Below are 17,649 nucleotides of genomic sequence, written 5' to 3'. Positions count from 1 at the left end.
TCAGGCATGGGGGAACTATTTATATCCTCAATTACCAGTAGAGATTATTCAGTAATGAATGCTTTGGTTCTATTATTTGGTGTATTGACGTTACTTGGAAGTTTATTGTCAGATATAATTATGACAATTGTTGATCCAAGAATAAGGATAGAATAGGGGGTAGCAGGTATGAATAAAGAAAAAAAAGTTGTGAAAAATGTTGCCTCTAAAATAGATAAAGAAACATTAAAATCCGTTAGTGAGGTGCCCTCCTTTTGGAAGGTAATAAAAAGAGAATTTAGGGCTGATAAGCTGGCAACATTCTGTCTTATTATGTTAGTTATTATTTTTACCACTGTAATAGTAGGTTCTTTTCTAATAGATCAAGAAGAGCTTATGAGGATAAATTTGAGAAATAAATATCATGCACCTAGCAAAGAATTTATTTTGGGGGCAGATATTGGAGGAAGATCAATTGCAGGACAATTGTTAATAGGTGGAAGAAACTCCATTTTAATAGGCTTTGCTGTTACCATACTGACCTCTGTAACGGGAGTGATCATGGGATTGATTGTAGGGTTTTATGGTGGGAAGGTAGATAGTATTATAATGAGAGTATGTGATTTTATCTCTATATTGCCTACAACTATGCTTATCATTACCTTCGTAGTTGTAATTCCAAAATATACTATGTGGCATTTCATATTTATTATGAGTATATTTTATTGGGTTGGGATGACTAGATTAGTAAGGAGTAAGGCATTATCGGAAAATAGAAGAGATTATATAAATGCTTCTAGGATAATGGGTACAAGTGATTTTAAGATTATGCTTACTGGAATTCTTCCAAATATTAGTTCAATCATTATTGTTGAGTTGATTTTAGGATTTGCAGGGAACATAGGAATTGAAACTGGATTATCTTTCTTAGGATTTGGTTTGCCGCCAGCGACACCATCACTTGGAACTTTGGTTTCATATGCAAGAACTCCAGGTGCCATGACAGGCAAACTATGGTTATGGTTACCTGCATCATTATTGATACTAGTAATGATGCTGTGTATAAATTACGTTGGGCAAGCTGTTAAAAGGGCGTCCGACGCAAAACAAAGATTAGGATAAAGAAGGGGGAAATTAAAATGAAAAGAAGTTGGAAAGTTATTATTCCACTACTGCTGGTATTAGTACTTGTACTAACATCCTGTGGTAAAAAGGTAGACCAAGAGCCACCAGTAAGTAATGAAGATGTGTCTCAACAGCCAGAAGATAAAGGCGATCAAGGACAAGACGAACCTGATGTAGGAGCAGGTGAGATTGTACTACCTCATCCAATGACTATTAAAAAAGATGGAGCAACAGTAGGCGGTACACTTAATGTTGCTATAGTAACAGATACACCTTTTGAAGGTATCTTCAATACATTTTTATCTTCAAATGCTGTAGATACTCAATTAGCAGAGCCTCTACAATCAGGATTCATGAGATCAGGTCCAAACAAAGAAATAGCAAATGGTGGATGGTGTGATGTTGATTTCGACAGAGAAGCTAAAACAGCTACTTACAAGATTCACAAGGATTTAACTTGGTCTGATGGAGTACCTGTGACTTCTGATGATTTAATCTTTGTATACAATAGTATAGGACACAAAGATTATAAAGGCGTTAGATTTGACAGTGATTATCACAATGTTGTAGGTATGCTTGACTATAACCAAGGAAAAGCAGATACTATTTCAGGACTTAAGAGAATCGATGATAAAACTCTTGAAGTAAGCTTCTATGAGTTTACACCAGCGATATTATGGGGTGCAGGTCTTACCTATCAAGCTGAGCCAGCACATTATCTAAAGGATATTCCAATAGATGAGATGGAAGGACATGACAGAGTTAGAATAAGCCCACTATCTTATGGTCCATTTATGGTATCTAATATAGTACCTGGAGAATCAGTAGAATACGTTCCAAATCCACATTGGTTTGGAGAGAAACCAAAGGTAGATAAGATTGTAGCAAAGAGAACAGGTTCAGATACTATTGTAGAAGCATTGAAGGCTGGAACATTTGATATAGTTGATAAAATCAATGTTAATAGTTATCCAGAGTACAAGGATTTAAGCAATATCACTTTAACATCAGCTATGAGTAGATCTTTAGGATATCTAGGATTTAAACAAGGAAAGTGGGATGTAGAAACTAAAAAAGTTATGCCAGACCCAAATAAAAAATTAGCTGATGTGAAATTAAGGCAAGCAATAGCTTATGCTATGAATAATGAAGAAGTAGCAGAATTGTTCTATAATAATTTGAGAATACCTGCTAATGCATTAATTACACCATATCATGCTAGTTTCTGGAATGATAAGCAAGAAGGTTATCCATATAACCCAGAAAAAGCAATGCAAATATTAGATGAAGCTGGATATAAAGATGTAGATGGAGATGGACTTAGAGAAGATCCAAAGGGTAACAAGCTACAAATCAACTATCTTTCAATGTCAGGTGGAGATATAGCTGAGCCATTAGCTCAATTCTATATTCAAAACTTTAGAGATGTTGGATTAGATGTAGTATTACAGAATGGTAGATTAATAGAGATGAATGCATTCTATGATATGGTAGAAGAAGATAATGAAGATATAGACTTATACATGGCAGCTTGGAGTGTAGGATCTAACCCAGAACCATCAGGATTATGGGGAAGAGATGCTATGTTTAACTATACAAGATTTGCAGCAGATGAAAACGATAAATTAATTGCAGCTATTAATTCAAATGATGCATTTGGAGAAACTGGAATGGATAATGAATACATGGTAAAAGCATATCATGATTGGCAAAAATATGCTATGGAGCAAGTTATAGTAGCTCCAACTCACTATAGAATTGAATTGACAGCACTTAATAACAGAGTTACCTACTGGGATAAAGACCCTATGAATACTGATTGGGGATGGGAGAAGGTTGGTTTATTAGCTGATACTCCTGAAAAAGCAAAATAGTAAGATTCTAATTAAATAAATTAAAGTAAAGTCTAATGATTTTTATCATTAGACTTTATTTTGATGGTACATTACAATATCACCTTACCTTACCACACAGCAAACGTCAAATTCATATATTTTTCTGTTAGTTCTAACTCTGGTAATATTAGTTTTTTAGTTGGCTGTAAACCTAAAGAAAGATCAACCAGTGGTTTTCTTTCAATTAATTTTCATACATAGAATTAATTATGCAAAAATGGGTATAACTCATATAATAGTAAAAAAAGGTTAGGATGATATTATGAAAAACATAGCAGCATTTTTTGATATTGATGGAACCATATTTAGAAATTCCCTAATGATCGAGCATTTTAAGAAATTAAACAAATATGAGGTAATAGACCCGTCTATCTGGTATACTCGAGTAAAAAAGGTCTATGAAGAATGGGAAAAGAGATTTGGAGATTTTGAACTTTACTTAGAAACTTTGGCACAAGTATATATTGAAGAGCTAAAGGGAGTGAATAAGACATATATAGAATTCATAGCATCACAAGTAATTAATCTCAATGGTGATATGGTTTATAAATATTCTAGAGATCAAATTGAATGGCATAAAAGCCAAGGTCATAAGGTATTTTTTATTTCTGGAAGTCCAGATTTTTTAGTAGCGAAGATGGCTGAAAAATATGGTATTACAGAGTATAAAGGAACCATTTATAAAGTAGATGAAGAGAATAAGTTTACAGGGGAAATAGTTAGGATGTGGGATTCTGAAAGCAAACAGAGAGTTCTAAATGAATTGATAGCAAAGTATAATGTTGACTTAGAAAACAGTTATGCCTATGGAGATACTACTGGAGATATCTCCATGCTTAGAATGGTGGGAAATCCTATTGCTATAAATCCAAATAAACCTCTTTTTTTAGCTATAAGAGAAGATGAAGAATTATCAAACAAGATATCTATTATAGTAGAAAGAAAAAATGTCATATATAAATTAAACCCAGATGCAGAAATATTATAGAAAATATAAACAAAGAACCTTTACTATACTTAAGGTCACAGCTATTTTTCCACCTTGAGTATAGATAAAGGTTTGATTTTTTTATAACTCACGAGTCTCAGTTGAAACCAAGTTAGATTGTAATATTATCGTAAAGACTTTTTTATAGAAATATATTATAATTATAGTAAAAGAGGATATAATCTAAATGAAGTTATAGTTGGACAAATTAGTTATAGGAGTGATATTATGAAAAAATTATTTTCCTTATTATTAATAACATTATTAATTTTTTCTTTAATTGGATGTAAACAAGTTATATCTAAAGATCAAAGTAATATCAAAGGTGATGAAAAAATATCAACAAAGGAGATTTTAACAATAGCTGACTATTACCCTTTTAAAGAAAATACTATTATGGACTATGAAGGTATAGGAAATGAATATGCTGAACAAAAGACCTTTATAGAGTTTGTTGAAGGAAATAGAGCACAGATGAAAATCATGAATCCAGGTACTGTTTTTGTAAAAGTTATGGAATATAAAGATGGAGCGTTAACAGAAGTATTTGCAGAAGGGGAATTTTATCATATTGAAAATATGTTAAATGCTAATACAAATAGTAGTAATACCATTCTAAAGGAACCATTGCAAGTTGGAAATACTTGGTCAAATGATGAAGGAAGTACAATGGAGATAACTAGCTTAGATAGAAAAATAGAAACACCTTCTGGGACTTATAATGCATTAGAAGTGACTACTGAGTTTAAAGATGGTAGAAATCAAAAAGAGTACTATGCAAAAGATATAGGCCTCGTGGCAAGAATATATAATGATGGAGAATATGAAGTTAAAACTCTATTAGAAGAAATAGAAAATAGTAAACATGAAATGGAAATACTATCCTATTATCCAACATCTGAGGATATTGGTACAGCATATATAGAACAAGATATGGAATTTGGAACCAATGATAGTATTGAGGAAATTTTAGCAAACATTATGAAAAATCCCCCATCAAGTAAATTGATTTCTCCAATTTCAAAAAATACTAATATAAACAAAATACATTTAAATCGAGAATCATGGACTTTAGAGGTAGATTTTTCAAAGGAATTATTAATAGATATGAATGCTGGTTCTTCTTTGGAATTAGAGATATTAAAGTCTATAGTAAATACCTTGGGGAAGTTTTATGACGTGGAAAAGGTATATATAACTATTGAGGGAAGCCCTTATGAATCTGGTCATATCGGGATAAAGCCTGGAGAATCTTTTAGTGTGGATGATGTAGATGTAAAAGAGTTTAATAAATAAATGAAGGTCCTCTAGTGATGAGGACCTTCATTTATTTATTTGTCATCTTCGTTTTTGTTGTCATCTCTTTTTGATTCTTGTTTGTTTTCATTTTTTCTCTTTTGATTATTTTGTTTATTCTTTGCCATTACCACCATTTCCCTCCTTTTTCAAATAATTATTCCTGCATTTATAGTATTACAAATAAATAAAATTTTACTCTTAAAAATGTTATAAAAACTAAAAAATAACAAATTTTTATAACATTTTATAGCGAAAAAGAGAAAGCTTAAGATTTCCCTTTTTCTAGCTCTAATAAAAATCTTGAAGGCTCTACACTTTTTCCACCAAGATTATTTAGAGTAATTAAAGATAGATGGTATTTTGCTCTACTCATCCCAACATAAAATAGTCGTCTTTCTTCTTCTATTAATTCATACTTACCCTTTTCAACTGCTTCGATGCTAGATATAGATGGAAAATCACCATCTACTAAATCTATCATATATACCCTATCAAATTCTAAGCCTTTAGCAGAGTGAACAGTAGATAAAGTTATAGCATCCTTAACATTTTTAGAACTTTTACACAGATATTCTAGATATTTTAATCTATTGGTTAGTTCGTTTAAGTTATTAGTATTACTAGCTATAATTTTCAAAAAATATATAGTAGTCTTTAAAACATCATAGGTATATCCAAACTTCATAGAATTTTCCTTAAGATATTTCTCATATTCTAAGTCATATTCAATAAAATTTATTGCATCGCTAGGGCTCATCTTTGAAAGTTTTTTGAAATCAAGTTTTAGCTCTTTAAGAATTGATTTATAAAAATTAGATATTCCAGGAAAATCCATTATTCTATCAAAGACTGAAAGACTATAATTCAAGGTTTTAGCATAATTAATTTGTTTTTTTGATATATAACCTCTTTTCTTATAATAGATATTCTCGTATATACTCATATTGCTAGTATCTTGAGAAAATATTATAAAGTTTATTATATCCTGTATAAGCCAGTGATTAAAAAATCTAACTTTAACATCCCTCATGTAAAAGGGAATTTTATGTCTCTCAAACAGTTCAATAATGCCTATGGATGACAAATTATTTCTATACAAAATGCAGCATCTAGATAACTCTCTATTTTTCAAATCCTCCACTAAGTATTTATACTGCTCAGCAATTGAGTTGACTTTTACTATATTGATAGGCTCAATAAAATTATTATCAGTGGAAATATTCTTATTATACCTCAATGTGTTTCTTTTAATAAATTGATTACAAACAGAGACAATATTCTTTGATGACCTATAATTTTGTTCCATAAAGAATAACTTCCCATTGGAATAAATTTTATTAAAGTTAAGTAATCCTTTAGGATATGCCCCTCTAAACCCATAAATAGATTGGTCATCATCTGCTACAATAAATAAATTATTTTTGGGACTTGCTAATAATTTTATTATTTCCATTTGTACCTTTGAAGTATCTTGTCCTTCATCTATCTGAATAAAATCATATTTAGCACGATATTTTTCCAATATATATTTATTTGATTCAAGAATCTCTAAAGCAGTAGTTAACATATCATCAAAATCTATGAGATTATTATCTCTTTTATATTTTTCATAAGTATTATATATGGTTTTAAAATTCTCAATATCAGATTTATTGTTTTTTAAGAATTCATCGACCGTAAGCATCATATTTTTAATATATCCTATGGAGTTTAAAAGTGATTCTAACTTTTCTTCAGTGATATAATCTTGGTTTGCTGCAAAATATATTTTTTTAATTACGTTATATTTATTAAGTTGATTCTTTTCTTCTTCAATCAAAGTATATTTAATTTTGTTTATATATGCATATTCTCTAATTAAACTAAAGCAAAAACTATGTATTGTAGAAAATTGAACCTGAATAGGTGATAAGTCTAAAAACATTTTATTAAATCTCTCTTTCATGTCTTTGGCAGAAGCTTTACTAAATGTTATTGATAATATCCTTTCAGGACTTATTCTATGGTTTAATATTAAATTTACTGTTCTATGTATTAATACAGTAGTTTTACCTGCACCTGGGACAGCTAATACTAAAGCAGGACCTTCCTTATGTTGTATGGCTCGTTCTTGTTCTATACTTAAATGCATATCTACACCTACTTTTGAATTTATCTTCTATATTTTAACATAAAAAAGAAATAAGTAGTATAGATATATAAATCAATAAAATTATTGATAAGTGGGTAATAATAAATTACAATATAATATTAGGAGTAAAAGACAAATTTCTACAATAAATTCTATTATTAAAGGTGAAAAAATGAAAAATAAATTAAAAAAATTCGACGATCTTTTTATTAACATAATTAATAGGAAAATGAAACATAGATATTTGGATGCTATAATGTATAGAGCTACAAATCTAGGGGGAGCGGTATTTTCTTCTCTCTTAGTTTTAATTCTAATATTAATAGGAAGCAGCAATGTTAAACTTATAGGACTTGAGGCTCTTGGAGCTTTAACTATTAGTCAAATAATAGTCCATGCACTCAAAAGAATATTAAGTAGAGAAAGACCATATAAGATAATAGAGCAATTAAACACCTTTGGTATAAATTTAAAAGATTATTCATTTCCTTCAGGACATACTACTGCAAGCTTTTCTATTGCTACTACTATAGCACTTAATATACCAAAATTATCTATTGTAGTATTTGTTATTGCTATAATCGTTGGTATATCAAGGATATACTTAGGAGTTCATTATCCTACAGATGTGACTGCAGGTATATTATTAGGCATTGGTACGGCTTTAGTTATACATTTTTACCTACTTGAATATATCTATACCTTGGCAGAAAGTCTGGGACTAAAATGATAGATTAGAAAATTACAATAGTGGTATATATACTATATATTTATATTGAGGGGGTTTTGGTATGTTAATGACTAATTTTTTGAAGAAAAGAAAATCAGTGAGAGAATTCAAGAATAAAAAGATAAATAGTGATATATTAGATGAGATTAAATTATACTTAGATTCATTGGAAAGAGAATATGGTACTGGAAATTTAAAGTTTAAATTATATGAATATGGTGAGAAATTATATGAAGGTTTAAGAGGAATTGGGGGATATTCAGGTGTAATGATTGAAAGTCCACACTATATTGGACTTGAGTTAATAGATGATAAAGATAGAAATACAATCTATGGTTCATATTATATGGAAAAGCTTATAACAAAGTTAAACACTATGGGATTAGATACTTGCTGGGTAAGTGTAGGAAACGTAGGCAAGGATACTAAAAAAGATATATTTGGAGATATGGTAGGGGAAATTAATTATATTTTAGCTATAGGATACGGAAAGGCGAGAAATCCTTTTATAAATGATAGTTTTAGTGATAGGATTGGTGTTGAAGAAATAGTTTTTACTGATAAAATAGGAAATCACGCAAATGTTGATGATTTAGAAAATAGGGGACTAGGTGATTTATTTTATTATATAAGATTTGCACCATCAACTCTAAACAAGCAACCTTGGAGATTTTTACTTGAAAGAGATAAAGTGACATTATTGATTAAATATAATAAAGGAGAAGAACCAAATCTTATAGATGCAGGAATAGTAATGTATTACTTTGAATCTCTAGGAGAGTCTATAGGCTTGAATAGTAAATGGCAATTAGTGAGTAACACAGTAGAAGAAGGAAATGATTGTTATAGATATATAGCAGAATTAAAATTATAAGAAAAGCTTGGGAAGCAGTATTTACTGATATTGGAGTATCTATATTAGCCATATTAAACTCAATGAGAGCATTAAAAGTAGAGGAATAACATTTTCTCTACTTTTTTGGCGTAAATGTGATAGACTATATATAGTATAGAAATTAAGAGGTGTTTTTTTGGTGAGAGAAATAAAAGAATATACTAGACAATATAATTATGTGTTATTAGCTGAAAACGCATATATTAATGGTGATAAAGAAAAATCTATTGAATTTTATAAAAAAGCATTAAAATTTAGAGGAAGTATAGAAGATACAATAGCAATATTATATAATATTGCTGAAGTCCATGATGAATTAGATAATGCATTAAAATCTTTATCTACATATGAACAGATAACGGAAATTGATTCTGATGAAGCAGGGGCATATTACGGTATAGCCATGACATATGAAAAGATAGGAGATAAAGATAAAGCTTTAGAATATTATCATAAAGCAATAGATATAGATCCATACTATGACAGAGCATATTATTATGCGGCTAATATATTTGATGAAAAAGGTCAAAAGAGCAAAGCTATAGAATATTATAATAAGGTAATTCAATTGGTGCCTGATGATCATATAGCTTTGAACAATTTAGGATCTATATATGAAGAATTGGAAGAGTACAATAAGGCCTATGAGATGATAGAGAAGAGTTTAGATTTAGAGCCTAATTATTATAAAGCATTGTTTAATATGGGTGTTATTTACAAAGCGATGGAGAATAATGACAAAGCCTTAGAATATTATTTTAAATCGATAGACATTAATCCTGAATATTCCTATTCATATCTAAATGTCTCTGCCATTTATATAGAAGAAAAAAGGTATGGGGATACTATTGAATTGCTAACAGAGGGAATAAATAATAACCCAGAGGCTCATGATTTATATTATAATAGAGCTTGCTGCTATTCAATATTAGATGATAAAGAAAAGGCCTTGGAAGACTTAAAAAAAGCAGTAACACTGTTGCCGCAAATAGTAGAATTTATAAAAACTGATAATGATTTTCAGAGTTTATATGGAGATAAGGAGTTTTTAAAGATAATAGATAAAGAAAATAATAAAGATTAATAGGATTTATTTACTATAAACAATATTATGATATATGAAGGAAGGTAGATTAAATGATTATATTAAAAACAGAGCAAGAAATACAGAATATGAAAAAATCAGGAGAGTTATTAGCAAGACTGCATAAGGAAATAGGAAAGATGATTAAACCAGGTATATCGACTATGGAGATAGATAAATTCGTGGAAGATTATTTAAAGGAACATAATGCTTATCCAGAACAAAAAGGATATCATGGCTATCCTTATGCAACTTGTGCTTCAATAAATGATGAAATCTGTCATGGGTATCCAAGACCAGAACCTTTAAAAGAAGGTGATATAGTGACTATAGATATGGTAGTCAATATAGATGGATGGCTAGCTGATTCTGCTTGGAGCTATTCTGTTGGGAATGTATCAGATGAAGCTAAGCAACTATTAGATGTAACTAAAGAAGCCTTATATAAAGGAATAGAACAGGCAGTTGTAGGCAATAGACTAGGAGATATTGGTTATGCTATACAATCTTTTGTAGAATCTTATGGGTATTCGGTTGTCAGAGATTTCGTAGGTCATGGTATAGGTAAAAAAATGCATGAAGATCCTCAAGTTCCTCATTATGGAATACCGGGTAGGGGACAAAGACTTGTTGAAGGAATGGTTATAACTATAGAGCCAATGATAAATGTAGGGACATATCGTATGAAAATGGATGATAATGAATGGACTGCTAGAACAGTTGATGGAAAGTTATCAGCACAATATGAGCATACAATAGCCATTACAAAAGAGGGACCAATGATTTTAACAGAGCAAGACTGAAAAAGATAATTAACAGATGACAATTAACAAAGAACAATTTTATCAATTAGCAATTGTCAAAAAATAATTAGAAGATTAAAGATTAAAAGATCAATATCATTTTAAGAATTTAATTTATTCCAATTTTTTTATTGTTAATTGTTAATCGTTAATTGTTAGTTGATTATAGAAAGGATAGGTGAAACGATGAAAAAAGAAAATCCAGTTCAATTATTGAGTAAGAAATATACAGTTAAAGAAGAAATTGCAAATGGAATTACTCATGGATTAGGAGTATTATTTGGTATTGCATCTTTAATTGTATTACTAGTAATTTCTATAAGGAAGGGAGATAATATATCAATTGTTGCATTTAGCATATATGGTGCATGTTTGACTTTGATGTATTTATCATCAACATTATATCATAGTATACCTAACGAAAAAGCAAAGAAAATACTTCGTGTATTTGACCACTCCTCTATATTTTTATTTATAGCTGGAACCTACACTCCTATTGCACTTCTTACTATGAAAGGAGCTTTAAGGATTGGTATACTAGTTGCTGTATGGTCTATAGCAGTATTTGGTGTTGCATTTAAAATTTTTACCTTTGGAAAATTTGATAGATTTAAGGCATTGTCATTGAGTCTATATATAGGTATGGGATGGATAGCAGTATTCACTATAAAACCAATTATTAGAATGACCTCTGTAGGATTTTTTATTTGGATATTAGGAGGAGGACTTTTATATACTTTAGGAACTATATTCTATAGTATTAAAAAGATTCCTTATCACCATGCTATATGGCATTTATTTGTATTAGCAGCATCGGTAGTTCATTTTGTAGGGATAATACTATATTTGACTTAGAATATAATGAACAATTAAAATAAAAGCAGGATGAGTCTTGAATACCTAAAATAAGTAATGTTTTTAAAAGGGGTTTATCATGATAAAAGTTCTTATAGTAGATGATCAAAGTTTAATACGAGAAGGCCTTACGATGATGCTGAGTCTTTATGATACTATAACTTTAGTAGGTGAAGCTACTAATGGTAAAGAGGCCATAGAATTAATAGATAGAATACAAGTTGATTTAATATTAATGGATATACGAATGCCCATTATGAACGGAGTAGAGGCTACGAAAATAATTAAAGAAAAACATCATGATATAAAAGTATTAATACTAACAACTTTCAATGAAGATGAGTATATCTTTGAAGGTTTGAAAAATGGTGCAGATGGTTATTTACTCAAAGATATATCGTCTCAGGATTTGGTGAAGGCTATAAAAACAGTATATGAAGGAAACGTACTGTTACAACCAGATGTAGCTAAGAAGATGTTAGGGGCTATGACGTATAATAATGCTGCACAAGGCAATCTAGATAAACATATATTTAAAGAGTTAACTAAAAAAGAATATGAAATAGCACTATTAATTGGAGAGGGAAAATCTAATAAAGAAATAGCAAATATCCTATATATAACAGAAGGAACTGTTAAAAATCATATAACAAAAATATTAGATAAGTTAGACTTGAGAGATAGAACTCAATTGGCAGTATTAATTAAAGACTAAAAACTGTGATTAACAATCACAGTTTTTTTTTAATCTATAGGAGAGCTACCACTTATTTTTGATTTTTTAAAAATAGATAATTTCAATGGTTCAAAAAAGCTGTCTTAATAATGCTTCAATAGAAGTTTTTGTTACTTTAGTCATGAAAAAACATGACCTTTAATATTACCTTAGCTAGATTTTTTATATTGAAAATTCTTATATATTTAAGGTAAGAATATTTAGGGGGTTATGCCGTGAAAGAGCTAAGAAAGGTTATCTATTTCATATCTTTTCCGTTGTCCTTTATAGGATTTATATTTCCTATTTATGCTTCTTCTATAGGAGCAAACATTATTCAAATAGCATATCTTTATTCCATATTTTCAATAATCAGTATAATAATACGGCCAATGGTTGGAAATTTAATAGATAAGAGAGGAAGAAGAATAGGGATATTAATAGGTACTATACTTTATACAATAGTGAATATATTTTTTATATTAGCTAAGGATTTTAAGTATCTATTGATAGGGAGAATAATTCAATCTTTAGGGGCTTCATTTCTATGGATAAGTGTAGATACTTTTATCTCCGATATTAGTGATGAGACTAATAGAGGTAAAAATTTTGGTTTATTAAATCAATTTATGGCTAAAGGTGAATGGGTGGGTAGTATTATTGGGTTTACTATTCTATACAATAATTTTACTGATAATCCATTTAAATTAATATTTACTATCTTTCTAATTACTAGTTCCATATCTGTCTACTATACAATTAAAAAAGTTCCGGAGACTATTAATCTTAAAAAGGAATATAAAGCAGGTAATATTAAAGATAAGAAACAATTAAAATATTTCCTGGGAATAATGGGGATTCTTTCATTTATAACTAGCTTAACTGCACCAATATATCTTATATATCTACAAGAAAATATTACAAAAGATATTGGTCTAATATCCTTCTTGTTTATTCCAGCATCTATATTGGCACTTTTTCTGCCAAATATATTCGGAAGTTTCTCTGATAAATATGGCAGAGAGAAGATAGTTATAGCTGGTATGTTCATAAATGCTATACTTCAAATATTTATACCATTTAATAAAGAATATTATAGTTTTATGATTCTTTATACATTGATTTCTATCGTTGTAATGTTTTATAGTCCAGCATTTTCTTCATTGATCATTGATTTTGTAGGAGAAAATAAAAGAGGAAGATCCTATGGTTTATATAGCTTTGCAAGTGGAATAGGGGGAGCAATAGGATATATGGCTGGTTCTTATATATATGAAAATATAGGAAATGATATTTTATTTTACACTAAAGGAATACTTTTAGTTGTAATGACTTTATTTATTTGCTATCTTTATATTAAGAATATAAGAATGAATAGAAAAATGGAGATAACTAGAATAGAACAATGAGGTAGTATAGATGAAGAATATTTATAAATACAATAATTATTTATATAGAGTATTGCAGACTTCCATAGGACTTGATATTATTTATCGATGCAAAGATAATATTACTGCTTTACTAATTTCTTTTGGGCTATTTTTAGTAATAGTAATCAATGACCATCTAAGGAGAAAATACTTTTATAGAAGTGTAAAGAAGTATTATTCATCCATATTTATATCTATGGCAATAAGCCTAATGTTGGCTTTGAAAATAAGTGGATATATAGAAATATATTTATACATGATTTTATATGAACTAATTCTATATACAGAAGGAAAAATCTCAAGGTTATTTATATCACTGGAGATCATATTTATTCTAACTCTAATTCTGCTTAGCACAATATCTGGTGAAGATATAGGTTCAATAGAATTTTGGAAAGAGAATATATTAGATGTTATTATGGTACTGATGAGTTTATTTTTCTACTTAGCAAGTTTATTTGGATATAAATTTTTGAGAAAAGAAAAAAGAGAAGTAGATAGGTTGAATAAAGAATTAGAATTATCCTATAACAAACTAAAAGAGCAATCAGAAAAAATAGAAAAGTTAACTATAGCTAAAGAGAGAAATAGAGTAGCTGGAGAAATCCATGATAACTTAGGTCACAGCCTTATAGCTTTAAATATGAATCTAGATGTAGCGGAAAAAATTATAGATAAAGACATTGTTAGGGCTAAAGAGCTAATCAATAAATCTCAGATATTAACTAAAGAAAGTATGGAAAGCCTGAGAAAAGCTGTCTATGCTTTAAAAGATGAAAGAAATAGAACTTTGCTGGATTCAATAGAGAAAATAGTTGATAATATTGAAAGCACAGGAAAAGTTAGTGCAGTATTAAATATAGATGAAAGAGTGGAGGAATTGTTGCCAGAATATAAGGATGTTATATATACCTCTATAAAAGAAGCTTTAACTAATAGCATAAAACATGGCAAAGCAGATAAAATCAATATAGAGATAAAATTAGGTAAAGAAGAAGTTAGAGTTGGAATTAGAGATAATGGACTAGGATGTGTAAGTTTGATTAAGGGTAATGGATTAATGGGTATAGAGAATAGAATAGAAGCTTTTGGTGGGAAAATAATTTATAATAGAGAGGAAAAACAAGGATTTAATTTAGGTTTAATCTTTAAATTAAATTATATAGAATGTACTAATGAGGAAGGAAAATAAAATGACTAATATAAAAACAAATGCTATGCGTATTTTAGAACAGATGAAAATAGATTATAATGCTATCACCTATAGTAATAATGATGGAAAAATTGATGGTATTTCAGTTTCTGAGAAGATTGATAGAGAACTGAAATTTGTTTACAAGACATTAGTAGTCCAAGGTCATAGCAAGAATATTTATGTGTTTCTTTTACCAGTTGCAGAGGAATTGGATTTAAAAAAGGCTGCAAAAATTGCGGGAGAAAAAAGTATTGAAATGATACCAGTTAAAGATATATCAAAAATTACAGGATATATAAGAGGTGGATGTTCTCCAATAGGGATGAAGAAAATTTATAAGACATTTATAGATAAATCTGCTTTAGAGATAGATAAGATTATTGTAAGTGGAGGAAAGATAGGAGTTCAAATAGAATTGGAAACATCCAAATTAATTGAAGTCTGCCATGGTGAAGTCGGAGGTTTTACTATTATAAAATAACTATTATTTTTGGTGCCTGGCACCAAATACTATAGTTATTTATTAGTTGGAGATCTTATCAAATAATTATTTTATTTATTTAATGCATATATTATAGATTACATATTATGGTATAATGAATCTGCATTAGTATTAGTTATTTTTTCGAAAGGAGTGGACAATATGAGAAAAATAAATGTTAATTCAATCAATCAACTAGCCATTGGAGGAATTACATTTTAACTAAATGTACTTAACCCATTGGCAAAATTTAAAAAACTATTTGGAGGGATTTTAATGTCAATGGAAAAGTCTATAGCAGAGAAAAGTATATTCAATTGGATAGAAGAAAAATTAGCACCTATATACTGCACATCAGAAGAATTCATTTATAATGAAATGGAATCTCAGTCAGGGTATAGTTTGCCAATCATCTATAAGCCTTTTGATGCAACAGAAAGATCCCATTGGGATGATAGAGGACGTATGTATGATTTTCTTTATTCAATTAAGGGAGAAGGAAAAAAATTATTAGACTTTGGACCCGGTGATGGATGGCCTTCATTAATTGTGGCACCTTATGCTAAAGAAGTAATAGGAGTAGATTCATCGGAGAAAAGAATATCAGTCTGTAAAGATAATGCTAAAAGTCTGGGAATTACAAATGCTGAATTTATATTCTATAATTCAGAAGATAGATTACCATTTGAAGATAATACTTTTGATGGAATAATGGCAGCCTCATCTATAGAACAGACACCTAATCCAAAGAAAACCATAGGAGAATTATATAGGATATTGAAGCCTGGCAGAAGTATAAGGATTTACTATGAAGCATTGGGTAGATATAAAGATGGATCTGAAAGTGATATATGGATAGAAAAGTTAAATAAAGAAAGCTGTAAACTAATTATATTTGATAGAAATATTAAAGAAGAATATGTAATACAATATGGTTTAACTATTGCTATGTCTATGGAAGAATTGATTAGCAAGTTGAATAACAATACTGATTTTTCACAGATAACCATTTCTTTCTTAGAAGAGATTAAACCTAAGGTTACAAATGCTTTAGTCTTAAGAACGATTCATCCTTCTGGTAAGACATATATAAAATGGTTTAGGGAAGCAGGGTTTAGAGAAGTAATACCTACTTATTCTGGTGGGATAGCTGCTAGCAAATTATATGATTTATATAAAGAAGAATTACCTAATTCTTTAGAACTAGTCGATGAAGCAATTAAAAAAACTGTAAAGATAGTAATAGATTTAAAAGCACCTATTGAAATGGCCCCAATGATTATAGCAGTAAAATAAGACATAAGCTAGACAAGGGAGATGAGATGTCTCCCTGTTTAGCTATTTTGCTAGTTGCAATAATTTTGTAAGGAGATAATAGGATGATAAAAGCAAAAGATGAATTTAAAATTTCACTACCTCAAATTCCAGCAAGGTTAGAAAACTTAGATATAACTGACAAGGATATTCAAGATGAGGACTCTTTTAATATGGCTACTATCAGTGATTGTTATATAGAAGAGCAAAGGGCAGAGAAAGTAATATTTGAGAAAATTATATTTAGAAATGTTATATTTGAAGATATATTTTTTAAGAACCTTGAGCTAACGGATGTTAAGTTTATTAATTGTGACTTATCTAATATAGATTTAAGTGGCGCAATTATACATAGAGTAGAGTTTATGGATTGTAAAATGATGGGGATAAAATTAATTGAAGGAACTATTAGAAACGTAAGATTTAATAATTGCAATTTATCCTATGCCAATTTTAGATTTTCTAATATCAAACAGGTAATTTTTATGAATTGCTTATTAAGAAATGGAGATTTTCAAAGTGTTGAACTCTTGAAAGTTAAATTTGATGAAAGTGATATGAAACAAATACAAATGAGTGGAACAAAGTTAAAGGACATAGATTTAAGTACTTGTGATATAGAAGGAATAGGTATAAGAATAGAAGAATTATATGGAGCAATAGTCTCAAATATACAAGTAATTGATTTTGCTAAGTTACTAGGACTTGTGATTAAGGATGAATAAAAAGG

General features: G+C 29.2%; 17 protein-coding genes. 16 read left to right on the top strand and 1 reads right to left on the bottom strand.

Annotated features, from left to right (window positions below; all coding sequences use genetic code 11):
- Positions 1 to 6: 6 nt before the first annotated feature.
- The 5 genes from KQI38_RS11020 (at position 7) to KQI38_RS11000 (ending at position 5,283) form a co-directional block, all read left to right on the top strand.
- Positions 7 to 156, top strand: a complete 150-nt coding sequence (locus KQI38_RS11020) for an ABC transporter permease subunit (protein WP_276515577.1) — start codon at positions 7 to 9, stop codon at positions 154 to 156.
- 12 nt (positions 157 to 168) lie between these two features.
- On the top strand, positions 169 to 1,101 hold the full coding sequence (locus tag KQI38_RS11015) for an ABC transporter permease (RefSeq protein WP_216559368.1): 933 nt from the start codon (positions 169 to 171) through the stop codon (positions 1,099 to 1,101).
- Between the two features lie 17 nt (positions 1,102 to 1,118).
- Positions 1,119 to 2,978 (top strand): oligopeptide ABC transporter substrate-binding protein, encoded by a 1,860-nt coding sequence (locus tag KQI38_RS11010; RefSeq protein WP_216559366.1) that lies wholly within the window; start codon positions 1,119 to 1,121, stop codon positions 2,976 to 2,978.
- A 283-nt stretch (positions 2,979 to 3,261) separates the two neighbouring features.
- Positions 3,262 to 3,987, top strand: a complete 726-nt coding sequence (locus KQI38_RS11005) for an HAD family hydrolase (protein WP_216559364.1) — start codon at positions 3,262 to 3,264, stop codon at positions 3,985 to 3,987.
- Positions 3,988 to 4,215: 228 nt separating this feature from the next.
- Entirely contained in the window at positions 4,216 to 5,283 is a 1,068-nt protein-coding gene (locus tag KQI38_RS11000; RefSeq protein WP_216559362.1) for a GerMN domain-containing protein, read from the top strand.
- Positions 5,284 to 5,551: 268 nt separating this feature from the next.
- Here the strand turns inward: KQI38_RS11000 and KQI38_RS10995 are convergent, their stop codons facing one another.
- Complete coding sequence (locus tag KQI38_RS10995) at positions 5,552 to 7,417, bottom strand: ATP-dependent helicase (protein WP_216559360.1); 1,866 nt, start codon at positions 7,415 to 7,417, stop codon at positions 5,552 to 5,554.
- A 172-nt stretch (positions 7,418 to 7,589) separates the two neighbouring features.
- On the opposite strand from KQI38_RS10995, the gene KQI38_RS10990 reads away from it, so the two are divergent.
- The 11 genes from KQI38_RS10990 to KQI38_RS10940 all read left to right on the top strand — a co-directional run bounded on the left by KQI38_RS10990 (position 7,590) and on the right by KQI38_RS10940 (position 17,644).
- On the top strand, positions 7,590 to 8,147 hold the full coding sequence (locus KQI38_RS10990; protein WP_094904115.1) for a phosphatase PAP2 family protein: 558 nt from the start codon (positions 7,590 to 7,592) through the stop codon (positions 8,145 to 8,147).
- A 61-nt stretch (positions 8,148 to 8,208) separates the two neighbouring features.
- Positions 8,209 to 9,021 (top strand): nitroreductase family protein, encoded by an 813-nt coding sequence (locus KQI38_RS10985; protein WP_216559358.1) that lies wholly within the window; start codon positions 8,209 to 8,211, stop codon positions 9,019 to 9,021.
- A 160-nt stretch (positions 9,022 to 9,181) separates the two neighbouring features.
- A complete protein-coding gene (locus tag KQI38_RS10980; RefSeq protein WP_338114462.1) occupies positions 9,182 to 10,126 on the top strand; it encodes a tetratricopeptide repeat protein in 945 nt (314 codons plus the stop codon).
- A 53-nt stretch (positions 10,127 to 10,179) separates the two neighbouring features.
- On the top strand, positions 10,180 to 10,929 hold the full coding sequence (gene map, locus KQI38_RS10975) for a type I methionyl aminopeptidase (protein WP_216559353.1): 750 nt from the start codon (positions 10,180 to 10,182) through the stop codon (positions 10,927 to 10,929).
- Positions 10,930 to 11,115: 186 nt separating this feature from the next.
- Complete coding sequence (gene trhA / locus KQI38_RS10970) at positions 11,116 to 11,784, top strand: PAQR family membrane homeostasis protein TrhA (protein WP_094904119.1); 669 nt, start codon at positions 11,116 to 11,118, stop codon at positions 11,782 to 11,784.
- A gap of 79 nt (positions 11,785 to 11,863) precedes the next feature.
- The gene (locus tag KQI38_RS10965) at positions 11,864 to 12,499 is read left to right on the top strand and encodes a response regulator (RefSeq protein ID WP_216559351.1); all 636 of its coding nucleotides are present in this window, start codon (positions 11,864 to 11,866) and stop codon (positions 12,497 to 12,499) included.
- Between the two features lie 236 nt (positions 12,500 to 12,735).
- Positions 12,736 to 13,908: an MFS transporter gene (locus KQI38_RS22625; protein ID WP_094904120.1), complete on the top strand. Its 1,173-nt coding sequence runs from the start codon at positions 12,736 to 12,738 to the stop codon at positions 13,906 to 13,908.
- A 10-nt stretch (positions 13,909 to 13,918) separates the two neighbouring features.
- Positions 13,919 to 15,121 carry a sensor histidine kinase gene (locus KQI38_RS10955; protein ID WP_216559349.1) on the top strand — a complete coding sequence of 401 codons (1,203 nt, stop codon included), beginning with the start codon at positions 13,919 to 13,921 and terminating at the stop codon, positions 15,119 to 15,121.
- Position 15,122: 1 nt separating this feature from the next.
- Complete coding sequence (ybaK, locus tag KQI38_RS10950) at positions 15,123 to 15,605, top strand: Cys-tRNA(Pro) deacylase (protein WP_094904122.1); 483 nt, start codon at positions 15,123 to 15,125, stop codon at positions 15,603 to 15,605.
- Between the two features lie 276 nt (positions 15,606 to 15,881).
- On the top strand, positions 15,882 to 16,901 hold the full coding sequence (locus KQI38_RS10945) for a class I SAM-dependent methyltransferase (RefSeq protein ID WP_216559347.1): 1,020 nt from the start codon (positions 15,882 to 15,884) through the stop codon (positions 16,899 to 16,901).
- A gap of 83 nt (positions 16,902 to 16,984) precedes the next feature.
- Complete coding sequence (locus KQI38_RS10940; RefSeq protein ID WP_216559345.1) at positions 16,985 to 17,644, top strand: pentapeptide repeat-containing protein; 660 nt, start codon at positions 16,985 to 16,987, stop codon at positions 17,642 to 17,644.
- Positions 17,645 to 17,649 lie beyond the last annotated feature (5 nt).

This window comes from Tissierella carlieri, from assembly GCF_018917285.1.
In the GTDB taxonomy this organism is placed as follows: domain Bacteria; phylum Bacillota; class Clostridia; order Tissierellales; family Tissierellaceae; genus Tissierella; species Tissierella carlieri.
Note: the sequence above shows the minus strand (reverse complement) of the source record. Positions and strands in the feature narration are given on the sequence as shown.

Coding starts and splice junctions, on each gene's coding strand:
- KQI38_RS11020 (WP_276515577.1), top strand. CDS start 7: ATGGGGGAACTATTTATATCCTCAATTACCAGTAGAGATTATTCAGTA.
- KQI38_RS11015 (WP_216559368.1), top strand. CDS start 169: ATGAATAAAGAAAAAAAAGTTGTGAAAAATGTTGCCTCTAAAATAGAT.
- KQI38_RS11010 (WP_216559366.1), top strand. CDS start 1,119: ATGAAAAGAAGTTGGAAAGTTATTATTCCACTACTGCTGGTATTAGTA.
- KQI38_RS11005 (WP_216559364.1), top strand. CDS start 3,262: ATGAAAAACATAGCAGCATTTTTTGATATTGATGGAACCATATTTAGA.
- KQI38_RS11000 (WP_216559362.1), top strand. CDS start 4,216: ATGAAAAAATTATTTTCCTTATTATTAATAACATTATTAATTTTTTCT.
- KQI38_RS10995 (WP_216559360.1), bottom strand. CDS start 7,417: ATGCATTTAAGTATAGAACAAGAACGAGCCATACAACATAAGGAAGGT.
- KQI38_RS10990 (WP_094904115.1), top strand. CDS start 7,590: ATGAAAAATAAATTAAAAAAATTCGACGATCTTTTTATTAACATAATT.
- KQI38_RS10985 (WP_216559358.1), top strand. CDS start 8,209: ATGTTAATGACTAATTTTTTGAAGAAAAGAAAATCAGTGAGAGAATTC.
- map (WP_216559353.1), top strand. CDS start 10,180: ATGATTATATTAAAAACAGAGCAAGAAATACAGAATATGAAAAAATCA.
- trhA (WP_094904119.1), top strand. CDS start 11,116: ATGAAAAAAGAAAATCCAGTTCAATTATTGAGTAAGAAATATACAGTT.
- KQI38_RS10965 (WP_216559351.1), top strand. CDS start 11,864: ATGATAAAAGTTCTTATAGTAGATGATCAAAGTTTAATACGAGAAGGC.
- KQI38_RS10955 (WP_216559349.1), top strand. CDS start 13,919: ATGAAGAATATTTATAAATACAATAATTATTTATATAGAGTATTGCAG.
- ybaK (WP_094904122.1), top strand. CDS start 15,123: ATGACTAATATAAAAACAAATGCTATGCGTATTTTAGAACAGATGAAA.
- KQI38_RS10945 (WP_216559347.1), top strand. CDS start 15,882: ATGTCAATGGAAAAGTCTATAGCAGAGAAAAGTATATTCAATTGGATA.
- KQI38_RS10940 (WP_216559345.1), top strand. CDS start 16,985: ATGATAAAAGCAAAAGATGAATTTAAAATTTCACTACCTCAAATTCCA.